General features: G+C 67.2%; 19 protein-coding genes. 14 read left to right on the top strand and 5 right to left on the bottom strand.

The annotated features are described in order from the left end of the window. The 14 genes from QX010_RS16365 to QX010_RS16430 all read left to right on the top strand — a co-directional run bounded on the left by QX010_RS16365 (window position 1) and on the right by QX010_RS16430 (window position 14,639). A complete protein-coding gene (locus tag QX010_RS16365) occupies window positions 1-846 on the top strand; it encodes a phosphoenolpyruvate hydrolase family protein (RefSeq protein ID WP_315802951.1) in 846 nt (281 codons plus the stop codon). Between the two features lie 74 nt (window positions 847-920). Beyond that, the gene (locus QX010_RS16370) at window positions 921-3,818 is read left to right on the top strand and encodes a flotillin family protein (protein WP_316180563.1); all 2,898 of its coding nucleotides are present in this window, start codon (window positions 921-923) and stop codon (window positions 3,816-3,818) included. A gap of 6 nt (window positions 3,819-3,824) precedes the next feature. Further along, window positions 3,825-4,262 (top strand): SRPBCC family protein, encoded by a 438-nt coding sequence (locus QX010_RS16375; RefSeq protein WP_315802953.1) that lies wholly within the window; start codon window positions 3,825-3,827, stop codon window positions 4,260-4,262. Window positions 4,263-4,266: 4 nt separating this feature from the next. Continuing rightward, on the top strand, window positions 4,267-4,710 hold the full coding sequence (locus QX010_RS16380) for an SRPBCC family protein (protein ID WP_315802954.1): 444 nt from the start codon (window positions 4,267-4,269) through the stop codon (window positions 4,708-4,710). Between the two features lie 15 nt (window positions 4,711-4,725). Beyond that, on the top strand, window positions 4,726-5,547 hold the full coding sequence (locus tag QX010_RS16385; protein ID WP_316180565.1) for an FAD binding domain-containing protein: 822 nt from the start codon (window positions 4,726-4,728) through the stop codon (window positions 5,545-5,547). A gap of 3 nt (window positions 5,548-5,550) precedes the next feature. After that, window positions 5,551-6,030, top strand: coding sequence for a (2Fe-2S)-binding protein (locus QX010_RS16390; protein WP_316180567.1), 480 nt, complete (start codon window positions 5,551-5,553; stop codon window positions 6,028-6,030). A gap of 12 nt (window positions 6,031-6,042) precedes the next feature. Further along, entirely contained in the window at window positions 6,043-7,617 is a 1,575-nt protein-coding gene (locus QX010_RS16395; protein WP_316180569.1) for a xanthine dehydrogenase family protein molybdopterin-binding subunit, read from the top strand. A gap of 1 nt (window position 7,618) precedes the next feature. Beyond that, window positions 7,619-8,641: a xanthine dehydrogenase family protein molybdopterin-binding subunit gene (locus tag QX010_RS16400; RefSeq protein WP_316180571.1), complete on the top strand. Its 1,023-nt coding sequence runs from the start codon at window positions 7,619-7,621 to the stop codon at window positions 8,639-8,641. Between the two features lie 6 nt (window positions 8,642-8,647). Next, window positions 8,648-9,529 (top strand): MoxR family ATPase, encoded by an 882-nt coding sequence (locus tag QX010_RS16405; RefSeq protein WP_315802959.1) that lies wholly within the window; start codon window positions 8,648-8,650, stop codon window positions 9,527-9,529. After that, window positions 9,526-10,644 (top strand): VWA domain-containing protein, encoded by a 1,119-nt coding sequence (locus QX010_RS16410; RefSeq protein WP_316180573.1) that lies wholly within the window; start codon window positions 9,526-9,528, stop codon window positions 10,642-10,644. The genes QX010_RS16405 and QX010_RS16410 overlap by 4 nt, the downstream gene beginning before the upstream one ends. Then, window positions 10,641-11,528, top strand: a complete 888-nt coding sequence (locus QX010_RS16415; RefSeq protein WP_316180575.1) for an amidohydrolase family protein — start codon at window positions 10,641-10,643, stop codon at window positions 11,526-11,528. Before QX010_RS16410 ends, QX010_RS16415 begins: the two co-directional genes overlap by 4 nt. Window positions 11,529-11,567: 39 nt before the next feature. Next, window positions 11,568-12,416, top strand: a complete 849-nt coding sequence (locus tag QX010_RS16420) for an MBL fold metallo-hydrolase (RefSeq protein WP_316180577.1) — start codon at window positions 11,568-11,570, stop codon at window positions 12,414-12,416. Between the two features lie 18 nt (window positions 12,417-12,434). Then, entirely contained in the window at window positions 12,435-14,009 is a 1,575-nt protein-coding gene (locus tag QX010_RS16425; RefSeq protein ID WP_316180578.1) for an isochorismatase family protein, read from the top strand. Window positions 14,010-14,012: 3 nt separating this feature from the next. Then, the gene (locus QX010_RS16430) at window positions 14,013-14,639 is read left to right on the top strand and encodes an NAD(P)H-dependent oxidoreductase (protein WP_316180579.1); all 627 of its coding nucleotides are present in this window, start codon (window positions 14,013-14,015) and stop codon (window positions 14,637-14,639) included. 46 nt (window positions 14,640-14,685) lie between these two features. On the opposite strand, the gene QX010_RS16435 is transcribed toward QX010_RS16430, so the two are convergent. Genes QX010_RS16435 through QX010_RS16455 form a run of 5 tightly spaced genes read right to left on the bottom strand, consistent with a single transcriptional unit; the run spans window position 14,686 to window position 19,370 of the window. After that, window positions 14,686-15,684, bottom strand: a complete 999-nt coding sequence (locus QX010_RS16435; protein ID WP_316180580.1) for an FAD:protein FMN transferase — start codon at window positions 15,682-15,684, stop codon at window positions 14,686-14,688. Next, window positions 15,681-16,238 (bottom strand): nitrous oxide reductase accessory protein NosL, encoded by a 558-nt coding sequence (locus tag QX010_RS16440; protein WP_316180582.1) that lies wholly within the window; start codon window positions 16,236-16,238, stop codon window positions 15,681-15,683. Before QX010_RS16440 ends, QX010_RS16435 begins: the two co-directional genes overlap by 4 nt. After that, window positions 16,235-17,065: an ABC transporter permease subunit gene (locus QX010_RS16445; RefSeq protein ID WP_315802967.1), complete on the bottom strand. Its 831-nt coding sequence runs from the start codon at window positions 17,063-17,065 to the stop codon at window positions 16,235-16,237. Before QX010_RS16445 ends, QX010_RS16440 begins: the two co-directional genes overlap by 4 nt. Continuing rightward, window positions 17,062-17,982 carry an ABC transporter ATP-binding protein gene (locus QX010_RS16450; RefSeq protein ID WP_316180584.1) on the bottom strand — a complete coding sequence of 307 codons (921 nt, stop codon included), beginning with the start codon at window positions 17,980-17,982 and terminating at the stop codon, window positions 17,062-17,064. The genes QX010_RS16445 and QX010_RS16450 overlap by 4 nt, the downstream gene beginning before the upstream one ends. Beyond that, the gene (locus QX010_RS16455; RefSeq protein WP_316180586.1) at window positions 17,979-19,370 is read right to left on the bottom strand and encodes a nitrous oxide reductase family maturation protein NosD; all 1,392 of its coding nucleotides are present in this window, start codon (window positions 19,368-19,370) and stop codon (window positions 17,979-17,981) included. The genes QX010_RS16450 and QX010_RS16455 overlap by 4 nt, the downstream gene beginning before the upstream one ends. Window position 19,371 lies beyond the last annotated feature (1 nt).

Consider the following 19,371-nt stretch of genomic DNA (forward strand, 5'->3'; position numbering starts at 1 on the left):
ATGCCGAGATATGAGCGCGCACCGCTGCTGAAGAAGTTTCGCGACATGGTGCGCCGTGGCGTGCCGATCATCGGCGGCGGCGCCGGCACCGGCCTGTCTGCCAAATGCGAGGAGGCCGGCGGCATCGACCTGATCGTGATCTACAATTCCGGCCGCTATCGCATGGCCGGCCGCGGCTCGCTCGCCGGCCTGATGGCCTATGGCGACGCCAATGCCATCGTGGTCGAGATGGCCAGCGAGGTGCTGCCGGTGGTGAAGTCGACCCCGGTGCTCGCGGGCGTCAACGGCACCGACCCGTTCCGCGACATGGATGTGTTCCTCGACGAGCTGAAGTCGCTCGGCTTCTCCGGTGTGCAGAACTTCCCAACCGTCGGCCTGATCGACGGCACTTTCCGCGCCAACCTCGAGGAGACGGGCATTTCCTACGCGCTGGAGATCGACATGATCGGGCGCGCGCACGACAAGGACCTGCTGACGACGCCTTACGTCTTCAATGAAGCCCAGGCCGCGGGCATGGCGATCGCGGGCGCGGACATCATCGTCTGCCATCTCGGTCTGACAACCGGCGGCTCGATCGGCGCGCAGACCGCGCCCAAGCTCGAAGACTGCCCCGGCCTGATCGACAGCTGGGCCTCGGCCGCGCTCAGCGTCAACCCGGAGATTCTGGTTCTGGCCCATGGCGGCCCGATCGCGGAGCCGTCCGACGCCGACTTCATCATGAAGCACACCAAGAACTGCCACGGCTTCTACGGCGCCTCCTCAATGGAGCGGCTGCCGGTGGAGCGGGCGCTGACGGAGCAGGTACGACATTTCAAGGCAATCAGCGCGCGGCCACGCCGCGTCTGAGGTGACAACACGAGATCCGGCAGCCCTGGCGCCTGGCGCCACGCTCGCCGGACGGAGACTGAGGGAGGAATGAGATGTCCGGGGTTCTGATCGGTGAGCTGATCCTTTGGCTGATCATCGCGATCATCGTCATCGTGGTCGCAGTCTACATCGTCAACTGGCTGTATCATCGTTCGTCGAAGGAGGTCTCCTTCGTCCGAACCGGTTTCATGGGTGAGCGCGTCGTCATCAATGGCGGCGCCTTCGTGATGCCGTTCATTCACGACTATACGCCGGTCAACATGAACGTGCTGCCGATGGGAATCACGCGCGCGAAGCAGGACGCCGTGATCACGCGTGACCGCATGCGGGTCGACGTCGAAGCCGACTTCTACGTGCGTGTGCAGCCGACCAGGGAAGCGGTGTCGATTGCGGCCGCGACGCTCGGCCGGCGCACGCTCGAACCGGAAAAACTGCACGCGTTGCTCTCCGGCAAGTTCATCTCCGCCCTGCGCGCGGTCGCGGCCGAGATGACGATGGAGCAGATGCACGAGGAGCGCGGCGACTACGTGTCCCGCGTGAAGGCGGCCGCCTCCGAGGCGCTGGCGCAGAATGGCCTGGAGCTGGAATCGGTCGCGATCACCGATCTCGACCAGACCGACCTCGAATTCTTCAACCCCTCGAACCGGTTCGATGCCGAGGGCCTGACGCGGCTGATGGAGGACATCGAGAGCAAGCGCAAGCTGCGCAACGACATCGAGCAGGACTCGATGATCAAGATTCGCACCCGCAACCTCGAAGCCGAGCGCGAGGCGCTCGATATCGAGCGCGAGAGCGAGACGGCGCGGCTGGAGCAGGAGCGCGACATCGAGATCCGCCGCGCCCTGCAGCGGACGGAAGTGGCGCGCGAGCGGGCGCTGCGCGAGACCGAGGCCGAGCAGGCACAGATCATGGCGCGCGAGGCGATCGAGAAGGCGCGGATCGCGAACGAGCTGACGATTGCCGAGGCCCGAATCGCGGCCGAGCGCGACACGCGGCAGCGCGAGATCGAGCGGACGCGTGCCGTCGAAGAGAGGGAGCTGCTGGCGCGCGAGGATATCGAGAAGGCTCGTATCGCCAATCAGCGGGCCATCGATGCCGCGCGGATCGAATCCGAGCGCGAGGTGCGCCAACGCGATATTGAGCGGACCCGCACCATCGAGGAAGCAGAGATCGCGGCGCGCGAGGCGGTCGAGAAGGCGCGGATCCAGCAGGATCGCGTCGTCTCCGATGCGCGCATCGCCAATGACGAGGAGACACGCCGCCGCGAGATCGAACGCACCCGCGCGGTCGAGCAGGCGGAGATCGCCGCGCGCGAGGCGACCGAGAAGGCGCGCATCGCGCAGACCATGACCGTCAATCTGGAGCGCATCAGCTCCGACGAGCGCACCCGCGCCACCGAGATTGCCCAGGTGCGCAACATCCAGGAGGCCGAGATCGAGGCGCAGAAGGCGGTCGAGGCCGCCCGGATCGCGCGCGAGCAGGCATTGTCGGCAGAACGGATCGCTGCCGAGCACGCCACGCGCAAGCTGGAGATCGAGCGCAACCAGGGCGTCGAGATCGCCGGCATCGCCGCGCGCGAGGCGACGGAAGCCAGCCGCATCGCGCAGGAGGAGCGGGTGCGTGCGCTGGAGATCGCGCGCATCCGGACCATCGAGGAGGCCGACATCGCCTCGCGCGAGGCGATCGAAGCGGCCCGCATCGCCCAGGAGCTGGCTGTAACAGCCAAGCGGATCCAGTCGGAGAAGGAGACGCGCAGCCTGGAGATCGAGCGCACGGAGGCCGTCGAGGCCGCCGATCTGAAGCGTCGGGAGGCGGTCGAGCGGCGTCGCATCGAGGTCGAGCTGGCGCTGGAGGCCGAGCGCATCGCCTCGTCGCGGACGCGCGAGGTGCTCAACATCGACCAGAAGAAGGCGATCGAGCTCGCCGACGAAACCCGCGTGATCGAGCTCGCTGCCAAGCGCGCCGAGCGCATCGATGCGGATCGCCAGGTCAAGGAAGCCGAGATCGTCGCGCGCAAGCAGGTCGAGACCGCCGATATCTCGCGCGAGCAGGCGCTGGAGGCCGTCCGGCTGGAGCGTCGCCGGGCGATCGAGCAGCTCGAGGTCGCGCGCGTCCAGTCGCTGCAGGAGGCCGAGATCGCGGCCCGTGAGGAGGTCGAACGCGCCCGCATCGCCTCCGATCGCGGTCTCGACGAGGCCCGCATCGGCCGCGAGCGCGAGCTGCGCAAGCTCGAAGTCAATCGCGAGAAGGACGTCGAGACTGCGCTGATGGAGAAGGCGATCGCGCTGTATCAGAAGTCGCTGGAGGAATCCGCAGCCAAGGTCGCGGCCGAGGAGGCGCGCACGCGCGCAACGGAAGCGGCAGAGAAAGTGGTCACCGCGCGCGAGAGCGAGATCGCCCGCCGCCGTAAGACCGTCGAGGTGCTGCTCGCCGAGAAGCAGGCCGAAGAGACGCGGATCGCGGCCGAGGCCGAGCGGGTTCGTGCCGCGGTCGAAGCCGAAGCGCAGAAGCTGCTCAACGAGGCCGAGAACGTCCTGACCGATCAGGCGCGCTACTCGCTGTTCCGGCGCAAGCTGCTCGACCGCATCGAGGGCATCGTGCGCGAGAGCGTCAAGCCGATGGAGAAGATCGAGGGCATCCGCATCCTGCAGGTCGACGGCTTGAACGGCAATGGCGGCAACGGCAATGGCGGCCGCAGCGCGACCGACGAGGTGATCGACTCCGCGCTGCGCTACCGCGTGCAGGCGCCGCTGATCGACTCCATCCTCTCCGACATCGGAGTCGAGGGCGGCAGCCTCGCCAAGATGCCCGGCCTGATCCGCGAAGCCAGGGACATGCAGGGCATCCGGAAAGAGACGTCCGCGCGCAAGGATGCAGGCGGCGGAGGTGGAGCAAATGATGCCAGCCCATCGGAGCCGCCAGCCGACCGCGGTCCGCGCAAGAAGGGGTGAGGCACCATGGCGAGAGTCTACGTCTCCACCGTCGTCAATGCCCGCAACGACCGGGTGTGGGCGCGGGTGCGCGATTTCAACGGCCTGCCGAACTGGCATCCGGCGATTGCCGAGAGCCGCATCGAGGGCGGCGAGCCCGCCGACAAGATCGGCTGTGTCAGGGATTTCAGGCTGCGCAATGGCGACCGCATCCGCGAGAAGCTGCTCGGCCTGTCCGACTACGACATGTTCTGCACCTATTCGATTTTGGAATCGCCGATGGGCGTGTCGAACTACGTCGCGACCTTGCGCCTGACGCCGGTTACCGACGGCGACAAGACCTTCTTGGAATGGACCGCCGAGTTCGACTGCGCCCCGGAGCGCGAGGCCGACCTGGCCGGCTCGATCGGCGGCGGCGTGTTCCAGGGCGGCTTCGATGCGCTCAAGCGGGCGTTCGGAGGCTGACGCCGTGCCGCACGTCGTCAAGAGCACCATCATCGACGCGCCGACTGACCGGGTGTGGGAGGTGCTGCGCGACTTCAACGGTCATGATCGCTGGCACCCGGCGGTGGCGACCTCGGCGATCGAGCGCTCGCAGACGTCCGACAAGATCGGCTGCGTCAGGCGCTTCCGGCTCAAGGACGGGTCGGAGTTGCGCGAGCAACTGCTGGCGCTGTCCGATCTCGAACAGAGCTTCAGCTACTGCCTGCTCGACACGCCGATCCAGCTGTTCAACTACGTCGCCCATGTCCGGCTGCTGCCGGTCACCGATGGTGATCGCACCTTCTGGCACTGGGAGAGCCGCTTCACGACGCGGCCCGAGCAGGCCGAGGCTCTGACGCGCATGGTGGCGGAAGACATCTACCAGGCCGGCTTCGAGGCGATCCGATCGCATCTGAAGCAGGCGGCATGAGCAAGAGGTGAACCGATGCCGGTCACGGTGAAGACGTTTCAGGCCGCGAGCGACGCGGCGTCGGCGCTGTCGTCCGATCGCGCAGCCCGCTATCTCGGCGGCGGCACGCTGGTGATGCGCGATCTGAACGAAGGCGACGTCTCGATTGCGACCGTGGTCCGCGCGACCGACCGCGCGCTGCAGAGCATCGATGCGGCGGGCGCGCGCATCCGCATCGGCGCCGCGGTCACTTTTGCCCGCGTGCTGGCCGAGCGCGAGCTTGCGTTCCTGCATCCGGCGGCGCGCTCGATTGGCGGGCCGGCGGTCCGCAACATGGGCACCGTCGGCGGCAATTTGTTCGCGCCTGCGCCATTCGGCGATTTCACCGTGGCGCTGCTGGCGCTGGACGGCACGGTCTCGGTGCAGGGCGGCTTCGGCGTCAGGGACATGCCGCTGGAAGAGTTTCTGCAGTCGCGCGATCGCCAGGCTGGTGCGCTGGTCGTCGCGGTCTCCTGCATTCGGCCGGCATCGGTGGATGCGTTCCGGTATCGCAAGATCGCCCGCATCAAGCCGAAGGGCGGATCTGTGATCACGATCGCGGCGCATGTTCCCCTCGGCGGCGGTCGCGTGACGGGGGCCCGGATCGCGCTGGGATCGATGGCCCCGACCGCCATCCGCGCCAAGGCGGCCGAGCGCGCGCTCGAAGGCCGGCCGCTCGATGCGACCGCGATCAGCGCGGCGGCTGCGGCGGCGGGCGAGGGGACGGCTCCCACGGACAATTCGCTGGCCAGCGCGTGGTACCGCCGCGAGGTCGCGGGCGTGCATCTGCGGCGGCTGTTGTCGGGGCAGGAGAGCTAGGCCATGACAAAGACTCCCCTTCAATTCCGGCACAACGGCCGCGACGTCGCGCTGTTCGTCGAAGGTGGCACCAACCTCCTGGTCGTGCTACGCGAGATGATCGGCGACGTCACGCCGAAATTCGGCTGCGGCCAGGGCGGCTGCGGTGCCTGCACGGTGCTGATCGATGGCGATGCTCATCTCGCGTGCCTGACCCTGGCGGAGTCCGTCGAGGGCCGTGCGGTCGAAACGCTCGACGGCATCAAGGCCGGGCCGAACCTGCATCCACTGCAGCGGGCGTTCGCCGACGGCTTCGCCGCGCAATGCGGCTATTGCACGCCAGGCATGATCATGGCGGCCAAGGCCCTGCTCGACAAGACCCCGCAGCCGAGCCGCGAGCAGGTCGTTGAGGCCATCTCCGGCAATATCTGCCGCTGCACCGGATACGAGCCGATCATCAATGCGGTGTTGGCGGCGGCCGCGTCGCTGCGCGCGAGCGCGTGAGGAGAGATCGCCATGCTGGAATTGCGCAAGGACATCTTCGCCGACGAGCGCGACGACAATCTCAACGAGGTCGGCAAGGGCACCCAGCGCCAGGACATGCTGGGCCATGTCACGGGAACCTCGACCTATTTCAACGATCACAAGCTGCAGGGCATGCTGCATCTGAAGGTCGTCAGATCCACGCAGCCGCATGCGCGGCTGCGCCGCATCGACACCAGCGAGGCCGAGCGGAGCGAGGGCGTGCGGCGGATCATCCGCGGCGCCGACGTGCCGCGCAATCTGAATACGCTGCTCAGCCTGATCAATTTCGGCAAGGACGACGAACCGACGCTCGCCGTCGACAAGGTGCGGTACCGCGGCGAGCCGATCGTCGCCGTGGTCGCCGAGACGCCGCGCGCGGCGGCCGAGGCGGCGGCCAGGGTACGCGTCGACTATGAGACCTTGCCGGCGGTGTTCGACGTCGAGGAGGCGCTAAAGCCGGGGGCGCCCGTCGTCAACGAGTCCTATCCGAAGAACACATTCACCTATCACGAGCGCTACGATCATCAGAAGCTGCGCTTCGGCGACGTCGAGCGTGGCTTCTCCGGCGCCGATCATGTCTTGGAACAGCGCTACCAGATGTCTCCGATCGAGCATGCGCCGGTCGAGACCAACGGCTCGATAGCCGCGCCCGACACCAACGGCCGCTACGTGGTCTATACCTCGACCCAGGCGCTGTTCTTCTCGCTCGACACCTGCGCCAAGATCCTCGATCTGCCGTCGAACACATTCCACTTCATCGGCGGCACGGTCGGTGGCGGCTTTGGTGGCAAGGTCGACACGCTGACCGAGCCGCTCGCCATTCTCGCTGCGATGTTGACGGGGCGCCCGGTGCGCTACGTGCTCGGGCGAGAGGAGGAGATGCAGTTCGGGCCGCCCCGCGGCGCCGAGCGCATCTACATCAAGGACGGGGTCATGCGCGACGGCCGCATCGTGGCGCGCCAGATCCGCGGCTATTTCGACTCTGGCGCCTATACGCGGCTGTCGAGCTACGCGGTCGTCAAATGTGCCGCGCACCTGCCGGGGCCCTACACGATGCCGAACGTCCATGGCGACATCTACTGTATCTTCACCAACCGCACGCCGGCCACCGCGATGCGCGGCTTCGGCATCACCGGCATGGACTTCGCGCTCGAATGCCAGATGGACAAGCTCGCGCATCTGATCGGCATGGATCCGATGGAGTTCCGCATCCTCAACGCCTATCGCGACGGCGACATGAAGGCGCATCGCCGCGAGGCCAAGAACACCGCGCTGATCGAATGCGTCCAGGTCGCGGCCGAGAAGGCCAAGTGGCCGATCCGGGAGGAGTTCCGGCGCATGTCCTCGCGCAAGGATGGCGGCGGAGCGCGGGCGGCCGTTCCCTCCACGCCACGTGAGCCGGTGAGCGCGCGGCCTGTGCCGTCGCAGCAGCGCACGAGCTACGACCGAGGGCTCCCGGTTTCTCCACCTCCTGAGCCACCGTCACCACCCCCACAGGGCCCGGCACCGGCTCCCGCACACGGCGCGACGCGGTTCTCGTCGGTATTCGGCACGAGGAGGCGCTGACATGACGAGGCACCGCGGTCGCGGCATGGCGGCGATCAACTATCCCATCGGCATGAATCTCGGCGGCGATCCGAGCCAGGCGCTGGTGCACTCCAATCCCAGCGGCAAGTTCACCGTGGCGCTGTCTTCGATCGATCTCGGACAGGGCATGAAGTCGGTGACGCGGCAGATCTGCGCCGAGACGCTCGGCGTGCCGGTCGAGGACGTCTATGTCGACACCGCCGATTCCGACACCGGCCCGCATTGCATGGGCTCGTTCGCCTCGCGCGGCACGCATCGCGTCGGCAATGCCGTGATGGCTGCCGCCAAGGAGGCGCGCGGCGTCATGATGGAGGCGGCGGCCGAGGAGCTCGAGGTCAACGCCAGCGATCTCGAGACCGATGGCCGCGGCAACATTCACGTCAAGGGCGCGCCGCATCGCTCGATCTCGGTGAAGGACGTCGCCATCGCCGCGCAGTTCCGTCAGGGCAAGACGATCTCCGGCCGCGGCATCTTCCTGGTGCCGCTGTCGGAGGTGGATCCTGAGACCGGCGAAATGTCCCCGGCGACCTGCTACGCGCATGCGTGTCTCGTTGCCGAGGTCGAGGTCGATGACGAGACCGGCGAGGTCGGTGTGGTCAGGATGGACAGTACCTATGAGCTGGGACGCGCGCTCAATCCCCGCCTCGTCGAGCAGCAGCTGGTCGGCGGCGCCTGGATGGGCATGAGCCACGCGCTCTACGAGACGACGGAGCCGTATTACCCGGACCCGAAGCAAGGACCGCGCGACTTCGTCGAATACCTGATGCCGGGACCTGGCGACATCTGTCCGCACGACATCGCCGTGCTGGAGCGGCCGGCGCCCGACGGGCCGTTCGGCGGCAAGGGCCCTGGCGAAATGTGCGCCAATCCGGTGCTCCCTGCCATCGCAAATGCGATCTTCAACGCCGTCGGCGTGCGCATCGACGAGCTGCCGATCACGCCGGAGAAGGTGCTGCGCGCGATCAGGGCCCAGGGTGGCGCCCGGCCACAGACGCGGCGGTGACGCAGCATGGTGGTCCGCAGCAACATCGTCGGCATCGACTCGCCGCAGGCGCTGGAAAAGGCACTGCGGGCGGCCTACTATCTCGCCGATGACGGGCTCTCGACCGCGGCCTATCTCGCCCTCGCGCTGGGCAAGCCGCTGCTCTTGGAAGGCGCACCCGGCGTCGGAAAAACCGAGGCGGCGAAGGCGATCGCTGCAGTGCTCGGCCGCAAGCTGATCCGGCTGCAATGCTACGAAGGCATCGACGCCGCGGCGGCGCTCTACGAGTGGAACTATCCGCGCCAGATGCTCGCGATCCGCCAGGCCGGCGAGGAGAGCATCGACATCTATGGTGAGACGTTCCTGATCGAGCGGCCGATGCTGGCCTGCCTGCGTGCGCCCGACTCGACGGTGCTGCTGATCGATGAGATCGATCGCGCCGACCAGGAGTTCGAGGCGTTCCTGCTCGAATTCCTCTCCGACTTCCAGATCTCGATTCCAGAGCGCGGCACGATCCGTGCCGCCGAGCGGCCGATCGTGGTGCTGACCTCGAATCGGACTCGTGACCTGCACGAAGCGCTGCGCCGCCGCTGTGTCTATCATTGGATCGACTATCCCGATGCGGAGCGCGAGGCGCGGATCGTGATGATGCGGGCCTCCAGTGTTGCCGAAGCGACCGCGCGGGCCGTGGTGGCTGCAGTGGCGAAGCTGCGGCGCGAGCCGCTGAGCAAGGCGCCCGGGATTGCCGAGGCGGTTGATTGGGCGGAGGCGGCGACGCTGCTCAACCAGACCGGCGCACGCTGGCCCGATGCGTTCAAGCGCGCGATTGGCGTCGCGCTGAAGGATGAGGAGGATCTGTCCTTCATCGCGCCGCGGCTCGATGCGATGCTCGCGGAGGCGATGACATGAGCGAGCCCCGCCTGCCGCAGGTGACTGAGATCTTCGTGACGTTCGCTGCGCTGCTGCGGCGGAACGGCTTCGCGATCGCACCCGAGCAGACCACCGCCTTTCTCGCTGCGATCGAACTGCTGGGGCCGACCAGCCTCGACGATATCCGGCGGGCCGGGACGGCGACCCTGGCGCCGCCGCCCGAGCGGCTTGCGACCTACAATCTGCTGTTCGACATCCATTTCGGCGTTGCCGAGGCGACGGCCTTCGGCGAGAGCGACAGGCAGGATGATGTCGTGCGTCTCCAGGAGGAAGGGAGCGGCGCTGTCGATCCCGATATCGCCGAGGAGCAGAACGAGTCCGGTCTGGCGGCCACGCGTGCCGAGGCGCTGGTCGCGCGCCGCTTGGCTGCGACCACAGGCGGCAACGTCCTGCAGCGTCTCGCGCGCCAGGCGCGTGCCAAGCTGCCGAAGCGGCGCGGCCATCGGCGCATGCGCGTGCGGCGCGGCAGTTTCGTCGACCTGCGACGGACCCTGCGTGAGAGCGTAAGGCGCGACGGTGAGGTGCTGTCGCTGCGGCGGCTGAAGCGACGACCTCGATTGCGACGATTGCTGCTGCTGATCGACGTCTCCGGCTCGATGAAGGCGCGGACCGAGGACAACATGCGGCTCGCCCACGTGATGGTGCAGGCCGTACCCCAGGCCGAGGTGTTCACGCTTGGGACACGGCTGACACGCGTGACGCGGCCCTTGCGGCTCAAGCGGCGCGAGCAGGCGCTGCTCGCTGCCTCTCATCTCGTCAGCGACTGGGACGGCGGCACGCGTATCGGCGAGGCGCTGCAGGCCTTCCTCGCGGTGCCGCGGTTCTCGACCTACGCGCGGGGCGCCGCCGTGCTGGTCATCTCGGATGGGCTCGAGCGTGGTGACCATCACGTGCTCCGTGATGCCGTGTGGAAGCTGTCGCTGCGCGCGTGGCGGCTGAGCTGGCTGACGCCGCTCGCGACGGGGCCCGGCTTCAAGCCTCAGACCGAAGCGTTGCAGGCGATCGCGCCATTCGTCGACGACATCGCAGCCGGCGGGTCGGACGAGGCCATCGTCGCGCATGTGCTGTCGCTGGCACAGAGGAGGGCGGCATGACCGGATATGTCGATGCGCATCATCACATCTGGCGTCAGGCCGATCTGCCCTGGCTGGTCGGGCCGATGCAGCCGCGGATTTTTGGCCCCTACGAGCCGATCCGGCGCGACTACGCGATCGGGGAATATCTCGACGACATCGCCGGCAGCGGCGTCAGGAAGTCGGTCTATGTGCAGACCAACTGGGCGAAGGACGGCTTCGAGGACGAGGCCGCCTGGGTGCAGCGAACTTCTGAGCAGCATGGCTTTCCGCATGCGATCGTCGCCTATGCCGATTTGAGCGTCGACGATGCGCGGCCGCAGTTCGACCGGTTGGCGCGCTACCCGCTGCTGCGCGGGGTCCGGATGCAGCTCCACTGGCATGAGAACCCGCTCTATCGTTTCGCTTCGTCACCAGACCTTTGCAGCGATAACCATATCCGCGCCAACATCGCCCGGCTCGCCGACTACGGCTGGTCCTTCGACCTGCAGGTTTTCGCGCCGCAGATGGCTGGCGCCGCGGCGCTTGCCGAGAGCTGTCCGTCCGTGACTTTCATCCTTCAGCACGCCGGCATGCTGGAGGACCTGTCCGCACATGGTCGCGATCAATGGCGAGCCGGAATGCAGCGGCTGGCGAACTGCAGCAACGTCGTCAGCAAGCTCTCGGGCCTCGGCACCTTCATTCGCCGCAACGATCCGGCGCATGTTGCCGACGTGGTGCGGGAGACGATCGGGATGTTCGGCCCCGAGCGCTGCCTGTTCGGTTCGAATTTTCCGATCGAGAAGCTCTGGACCGACTATCGCGTACTGGTGGGAGCCTATGAGGCTGCCATCCAAGACCTCGGCGAGCACGCGCGCGCGCAGGTCATGGGAGGGACGGCGCAGCGCGTCTATCGGCTGGGATGATACCGCCTGCAATGACAACAAAAGCAACAGGGAACGCTCATGGCGCTGGAAATCAAGATTCTCGACTATGGTGACATCGAGCTCGAATCGAGCTTCCTCGTGCTCGGTCGTGATTGCGGCCGCACCCGCCGGGTGCTGACGCTCGGCTTCCTGATCCTGGGCGGCCCGTATCCGGTCGTGGTCGATACCGGCTACCGCTCCAACCAGATCATGGAGACGCTGGGCATGCGCGGGCTGCAGTACCATGAGAACATGATCGAGAACCAATTGGCGCGCCACGGCGTCCGCATGGGCGACGTCCGCTATGTCTGCCACACCCATCTGCACATCGATCATGCCGGCAAGGACGACCTGTTCCCGATGAACACGACGGTCGTGCTCAACCGCCGCGAGCTCGAATACTCCGTCTCCGGCCTGATGCATCCGCAATATCCGGCGCCGGACATCAAGCATCTCATCGACCGGCTGCACACCAAGAGCGCGCTGCGCTTCCTCGACCTCGAGCTCACCGGCCCGGTCGAGCTGATGCCGGGCGTCTATTGCGATGTTGCGAACGCCCATACCGAGGGCTCGATGAACATCCACGTCCACACCGCCGACGGCATCGCCACCATCTGCGGCGACGTCATCTACGATTTCAACGACCAGATCGTGACGCCGTTCAACGAGATCCAGGATGGCGAGCCGCGCACCACCGGCAATCACGGCACCACCAAGCGTGCCGAGAAGGCGGCGATCAAGAAGCTGTTGTCGAGCTCGCGCTATCTGCTGCCGGTGCATGATCGTCCCGCCAAGATCGAAGGCGGCGTCGTAACGGGGCGGCTGCACGACCAGGTGCCGGGTCCGATCGTGCAGTCGCTGCCGCAGCGGCACTGGTTCCCGGCGTGATCCGCACGAGGCACAACGATGACACACGTGACCTTGCGCCCTGAGTTCGAGACCCTGGTCGACCCCTACGCGCCGGTGGCGCAGGTGGCGACCGGCTTCGAGTTCACGGAGGGGCCGATCTGGCATCCCGTCGAGCAGTTCCTGCTGTTCTCCGACATGCCGGCTGATGTCCGCCGCCGCTGGGATGCGAAGCACGGCGTGGTCGAGATGCGGCGGCCCTCGAACAAGTGCAACGGCATGACCTATGATGCCGAGCTCAACCTGATCGTCTGCGAACACGCGACGTCGTCGCTGGTGCGCGAGCGTCCCGACGGCCGCCGCGAGATCCTGGCGTCGCATTTCGAGAACCAGGAACTCAATAGCCCCAACGACGTGTGCGTCCACTCGAGCGGGGCGATCTACTTCTCCGATCCGTGGTATGGCCGCATGCCGGTCTATGGCGTGGAACGGCCGCGCCAGCTCGGCTTCCAGGGCGTGTACCGGGTGGCGCCGGGCGGCGGGCCACCGCGGCTGCTCGTCGACCGCCATCTGTTCGACCAGCCCAACGGGCTGTGCTTTTCGCCGGACGAGAAACTGCTTTACGTCAACGACACGGTGCAGGCGGTGATCCGCGTGTTCGACGTCGGCGGCGATGGTGCGCTGTTGAACGGACGCATCTTTGCAAGCGGCATCCGTTCCGAGCTTGAGCCCGGCGTGCCCGACGGCATGAAATGCGATCAGCGCGGCAATGTCTGGGTCACCGCTCCCGGCGGCGTCTGGGTCTACGCGCCCGGCGGCGAGCTGCTCGGCAAGGTCCACGTGCCAGAGCTCGTCGCCAACCTCGCCTGGGGCGGGGCTGATTTCCGCACGCTCTATCTGACCGCGACGCATTCGGTCTACGCGATCGCAACCAAGATCGGTCCGCGCCACGAGCCGTATATGAGCGGGCGGACTGGCAGCAACGCCGCGCCGGCCACCGCGTCTTCGGCCCCGCAGCTCGCTGCTGGCGACATGCAGCTCGACCCGCGCCGCTGCGCCATGATCATCCAGGACCTGCAGAACGACGTCATCATGGATGGCGGCGCCTTCGCCGTGTCCGGAGCGCCTGGGCACGCCAGGCAGCAGCGTGTTATCGACAATGTCCGGCGGCTCGCTGAGGCCGCCCGCGCGCGCGGCGTCGTCATCATTCACGTCTGGTTCGTGGTCGAGCCCGGCGCCCCCGGCGTGACCCTGAACGCGCCGTTGTTCGAGGGTTTGGTCGACAGCAAGGCGATGGTGCGCGGCAGCTGGGGGGCCGCGCCGGTCGCGGGGCTGGAGCCGCGGAGCGGGGACTTCGTCGTCGAGAAGATGCGGATGAGCGCCTGGGAGGGCACGCGGCTCGAGACCATTCTCAAGGCCACCGGGCGCGACGTCATCATCAACACCGGCGCCTGGACCAACATGTCGGTCGAGCACACCGCGCGGACCGGGGCGGACAAGGGCTACTTCATGGTGGTGCCGGAGGATTGCTGCTCGACCATGAACGCGGACTGGCACAATGCGTCGATCAACTTCGCCATGCAGAATGTTGCTGTCGTGACCACGGCCGACGCGGTGATCAGGGCACTTGGGTGAGGCATGCCAAAGCTGCTGCATCTCGTCGCCTCGCCGCGGGCGGATTCGGAATCCAGCGCCGGCGCGCGCGCCTTCCTGGACCGCTTCAGGCAGGCGCGGCCGGGATGGGACGTCGACGAGATGAATCTGTGGCGCGAGAATCTGCCGGAGTTCGACGGTGAGATTTTGCAGGCGAAGTATGCCCGCATGGGCGGCCGCGCCTTCACCGACGGCCAGCGCGAGGCGTTCGCGGCGGCCGAACGCATGGCGGTGCGGCTCGATCTGGCCGAGCGCGTCGTGATCTCGACGCCGATGTGGAATTTCGGCATTCCCTACAAACTCAAGCACTGGCTCGACATCATCAATCAGCCGGGCCTCACCTTTCGCTTCGATCCGTCGCGTGGCTACCTGCCGCTCCTGAAGGATCGTCCGACGCTGGTGATCCTCGCCAGCGGCGGCGACTTCACCACCGGCATCAGCCGGGGGCGGACCGACCTCGCGACGCCCTATTTGCGCGAGGCGCTGCGCTTCATGGGTCTTCGCGACCTCCACTTCGTGGCGATCGGGCCGACCAGCGGACCGGCCACGCACACCGCCGCCGCACGTGAGCGGGCGCACAGGCGGCTCGCCGAGATGGCCGCACGATTCTAGCTGATGCGACGTTCCCGATTGCGATCCGACGGCAGACGAGACGGACTCAGCCGACGAGGTCGACTGCGGCTCCAGCCGCGTCGATCAGGTGAACACGTTCGATCTCGGTGCGGGGCAGCAGCGCACGGATCTCGGGCTCCGACATCAGGCTGAACGCGGTCGAGAGCGCGTCCGCCGCCGTTGCGTTGCCGGCGACCGTGGTCACGCTGCGATAGCGCTGCGCGCAGCCGCCGCTGTGCGGATCGAACAGATGATTGAAGCGGCCTTGTGGATCGAAGCGGAGGCCATAGGCGCCTGACGTCGATACGGCCCGATCGATGATCGGTAGCATCGCGGCGATCCGATCGGGATTGTCAGGGTCGGCGATCCCGACCTCCCAGGGCCGTGCGTCCGGCCGTGCGCCGATGGCGCGGGCTTCGCCCATGTCGACCAGGCTGTGCTGTACGCCCTCGCCGCGCAGCAGCTCGACGATCCTGTCCGTGACATAGCCCTGCGCGATGCCGTTGAGGGTGAGCGCCATGCCGCGCGGCATGACGATGCGATCGCGACTGACGCCGAGCCGCTGATGGCCGACCCGCGTCAGCGCCTCTTGCACGGCCGCCTGCGGCGGGCCGTCGGGATTGGCATCCGGGCGCGAAAAATGATCGGCGTAGAGCGTCCACAGCGGCTGCACGGTCGGGTCGAAGCGGCCGTCGGTCATCGCGGCGTAGCGCTGCGAGCGTGTGAGGATGTCGACCAGCTCGGGCGCGGGGTCCACCAGCACGCCGGTGCGGTTCAGCGTCACCAGCGCCGATTGCTCCAGATACAGGCTGAACAGGCGCTCGAGCCGCCGGGCTTCGCCGATCGAGACCGTGATCAGCTGTTCGGCTTCTTGCCGGTCGCGGTGATGAAGCTTGATCGTGGCGACGGCGCCGAGCAGCGTGCCGCGCCATTCGACCAGTCCGCTTGTGCTGTCGGCCGCATGCGCCCTGGAAGGAGCGACCGCGAGGCCCGCCAATGCGGCGCTGATGCGGATGAAGCGCCGACGCGAGAGCTGATTTGTCATCGTTGCACCTCAGGCGTGTCCTTGTGGCCCGGCTCGATCGCGCCGGCGTTGTCGTCGGGCGAGCTCAGCACATAGTCGCGCGGCACCTCGGTGAAGCCGACGATGCGGCCGCCGTGCTCGGCAGCGAATCGCTCGGCCGCGCTCCGATCCGAGAACGGCACCGCCTCGTCGCTGCCCATGCCGCTCCTGACCCGGCTGCCGATCACGAACACCGCCTTGCGCGCCTCGACCCAATTGTCGGCGCCCGGATTGTCCCAGCTCGCGGCTTTGCCCATGTCGGAGACGTAGATCGCCTGGATGTCCTTGGGCTCGTCGGGCAGCATCGTGAAGGCGATGGCGTCGCGCGCGGAGGAGAACCACACCGGCTCGATCAGGCTGGCGGCGAAGATCTGTCCCTTGGGGCCGGAATGCTCGAGCAGGTTCATTCCGCAATAATGCCCGATCGCCTCCGCCGTCAGCTTGACCGGCGGCGGCGGCGCGGCGGCCTGCTTGTCGTTGCAGGCGGCGAGCGCAAAGGCGACGATGAGCGCGCCGGCGTAAGCGAGGCGTTTCATAGCTCTCTCCGGGAGAAGGCCAGCGCGGCGCCTGCGAGCGGCACCAACGTCCACAGCACCAACGCGGTGAGCAGCACCTCAACCGACAGCGTACTGCTGCCGGCGAGCCCGGCCATGCCGGAGAACAGGCTGACATTGGCGAAGCCGGTCAGGTTGAACAGCCGGTAGGCGTCGGTCGGGTTGAGCAGCAGCAGCGCGCTGAGCAGGCCGCCGGAGACGTTGCGGCCCTGGTCGATGACCAGAAGGCCGAGCAGCGCCATGTCGTAGATCAGGACGAGCGCGAGCCACAGGCCAATGCAGACACCCGCTGCGGTGCCGCGGTCGCGCACGACTGCGCTGACCAGATAGCCGATCGCGACGAACACCGCGCCAAGCAGAACGGAGGAGCCGATCATCGCGGCGAAGGCGGTGAGCCCGTCGCTGTCGAAGTGGCTGCCGGCGATCAGCAGCGCCACCGCGGCGGCGCTATAGCCGAGGCAGGTCGCGAAGGCGAGCACGGCAAGATGTCCGAGGAACTTCCCGAGCAGCACCTGCCAGCGCGCCACGGGATAGCTGAGCAGCAGCAGCATGGTGCCGCGCTCCATGTCTCCAACGATGGCGTCGTGCGAGATCAGAAGCGCGATCAGCGGGATCAGGAAGATGGTCAGGCTCGACAGGCTGACGATGACGACGTCGAGCGCGCGCGCGCCCACGGTGCCGGTCGGCGCGCTGCCGAGAAAGGTCAGCGACAGCGCGAGCCCTGCCAGCAGCAGGGTCGACGCCAGCACCCAGCGGTTGCGGATCGCCTGCTGGATTTCCTTCGCGGCGATGGTGATCACGGCATTCATTGCGAACGCTCCGCGTGGCGCAGGAAATGCGCGTAGAGCTCGTCGAGGCTGGGCGGGATGAGCTCGAGATCCTGCACGGCGGCGCCCTCGGCCGTCGCACGGCGCAGCAGAGCGATCTTCTCGTCCGGCGCCGCGTCGATCTCGACAATGTGGCCGTTGATCCGACGATAGGAGGTCGCCTCCGGCAGCCACGAGGGCCGGCCGGATAGCGGCAGGTCAGCGACCTTGACCCGGATCCGAGTCGGCAGTCGCGCGAGGCGGCGCAGTTCGTCGAGCGTGCCGTCGGCGACCTTGAGGCCCTTGTTCATGATGATGACACGGCCGGCCCTCTCCTCCAGCTCGGTCAGCGCATGCGATGACAGCAGCACCGTCGTGCCCTCGGCGGCGAGCTTCTGGATCACCTCGTAGAACGTCTGGCGCAGTTCGGGATCGAGACCGGTGGTCGGCTCGTCCAGCAGCAGCACGCGTGGCCGGCCGATCAGCGCCTGCGCCAGGCCAAGCCGCTGGCGCATGCCCTTCGAGTAGGTATTGACGCGGCGCCCGGCAGCGTCGCCCAGCCCGACGACATCGAGCAGCGCCAGTGCGCCGCTCACCGGCTCGCGTTTGAGGCGGGCGTAGAAGGTTTGCGTCTCGCGGCCGGTGAGCGCGGCATCGAACGCGACGTTCTCCGGCAGATAGCCGAGCCGACGCCGCGAGGAGAACTCGCCGGCGGCCGGGTTTTCGCCGAGCAGCGCGATCGTGCCCTTGGTCGGCCGGATCAGGCCGAGCATCATCTTCATCAGCGTGGTCTTGCCGGCTCCGTTGTGGCCGATCAGGGCCACCATCTCTCCGGCCGCGAGATCGAACGACACGCCCTTGACGGCTTCGACCTTGCCGTAATGCTTGATCACGTCGGCGATATGGACGGTCGCGCTCATCGGGCGCTGCTCCCGGCGGCAGTGCGGCGCGCCGGCGGTGGCGACATCAGCGGATGGCTATCGACCACCCCGCCGGGCAGGATCGCCGGAAACTGCGCCTGCGCCCAGCGGATGACCTGCACGGCCGGGCTGTTGATCAGGACTTTGGCGGCCGGCGCCGTCCACAGCACGCGGTCGATCAGATCGTTCGGCCGGTAGGCGGTGTCGGCAACGCCGTCGCCGTTGAGGTCGAAGCCGGGATTGTCGCTCCAGTAATTGCCGCGGCCGTTCTTCGACCAGTCGAGATGGCGGGTGCCGACATATTTGATCTGGCTGGCGTTGTTGACGAAGGCATTGCCCCGGATGTCGTTGCCTTCGGAGCCGGCGGTGAAGTGCACGCCGATCTCGCAGCCCTCGAACCAGTTATTGGTGATACGATTATTGTTCGTGTTGTAGATGAACACGCATTTCTCGGGGCCGGGACGGACGCCGCCGCTCGGCGTGAACACGCTCTTGTCGGTCAGCGGCACGCCTTCGTCGGTGCCGCGGTTCTCGGCGGTCGCCCAGCGCTCCGCCGGCTGCAAGCCGCCGATCACGCTGTTGCCGGAGATTTGCGAGCCGTTGGTCGCGTTGAACAGCATGCCGCGATCGCGGTCGTGGTCTGAGACGTTGTCCTTCACGACCAGGTTCTTCGAGAACATCATCGCATAGCCGATGATGTTGCCGACCGAGACGTTGCCGGTGATCTCGCCGTCATTGGCGTACATGTAGTGGACGGCAAAGCGCAGCTCGCTGAAGCGGTTGTGGCTGAACGTGTTGTTGCGGCTGGTAATGGCGAACACGCCATCGCGGCCATAGCGGATGTCGTTGTCGATCACCTTGGCGCCCGGCGCGTTCCAGACCGAAACGCCATTGCCGGTGCCGCCGGGCAGCGTCGCGCGCAGGCCGATGATGCTGTTGTGGCGGACCATGGCATTGGCTGATCCGTGCAGATAGACGCCGAACAGATTGCCTTCGATCCGGTTGTTCTCGATCAGCGTGTCGTGCGCGCCCTGGTCGACGAAGATGCCGGAATCCATCTTCTCGAGCGAGCGGCCGGATCCTTTGAGGACGAAGCCTCGAATGACGGTACCCGGTGCCGTGACGGTAATGACGCTCCCATGCCCATCGCCGGTGATCACCGCGCCGTGCGCGCCTGTCAGTGTCAGGCGATGGGTGATCCGCAGCGGCCCACGATAGGTGCCTGCGGCCAGCGCGATCTCATCGCCGTCGGCGGCGCGATCGAGGACGCCCTGCAAGTCGGCAATATCGGCCGCGATCTGTCGTGTCGCCGCTGTTGCGCGGAAGGGCAGGCCGGCGACGACGAGCGCCGCCAGCCCCAGAGTCTTGATATGGCGCATGCGCCGCATC

Source organism: Bradyrhizobium sp. SZCCHNRI1009 (genome assembly GCF_032487575.1).
Lineage (GTDB): Bacteria > Pseudomonadota > Alphaproteobacteria > Rhizobiales > Xanthobacteraceae > Bradyrhizobium.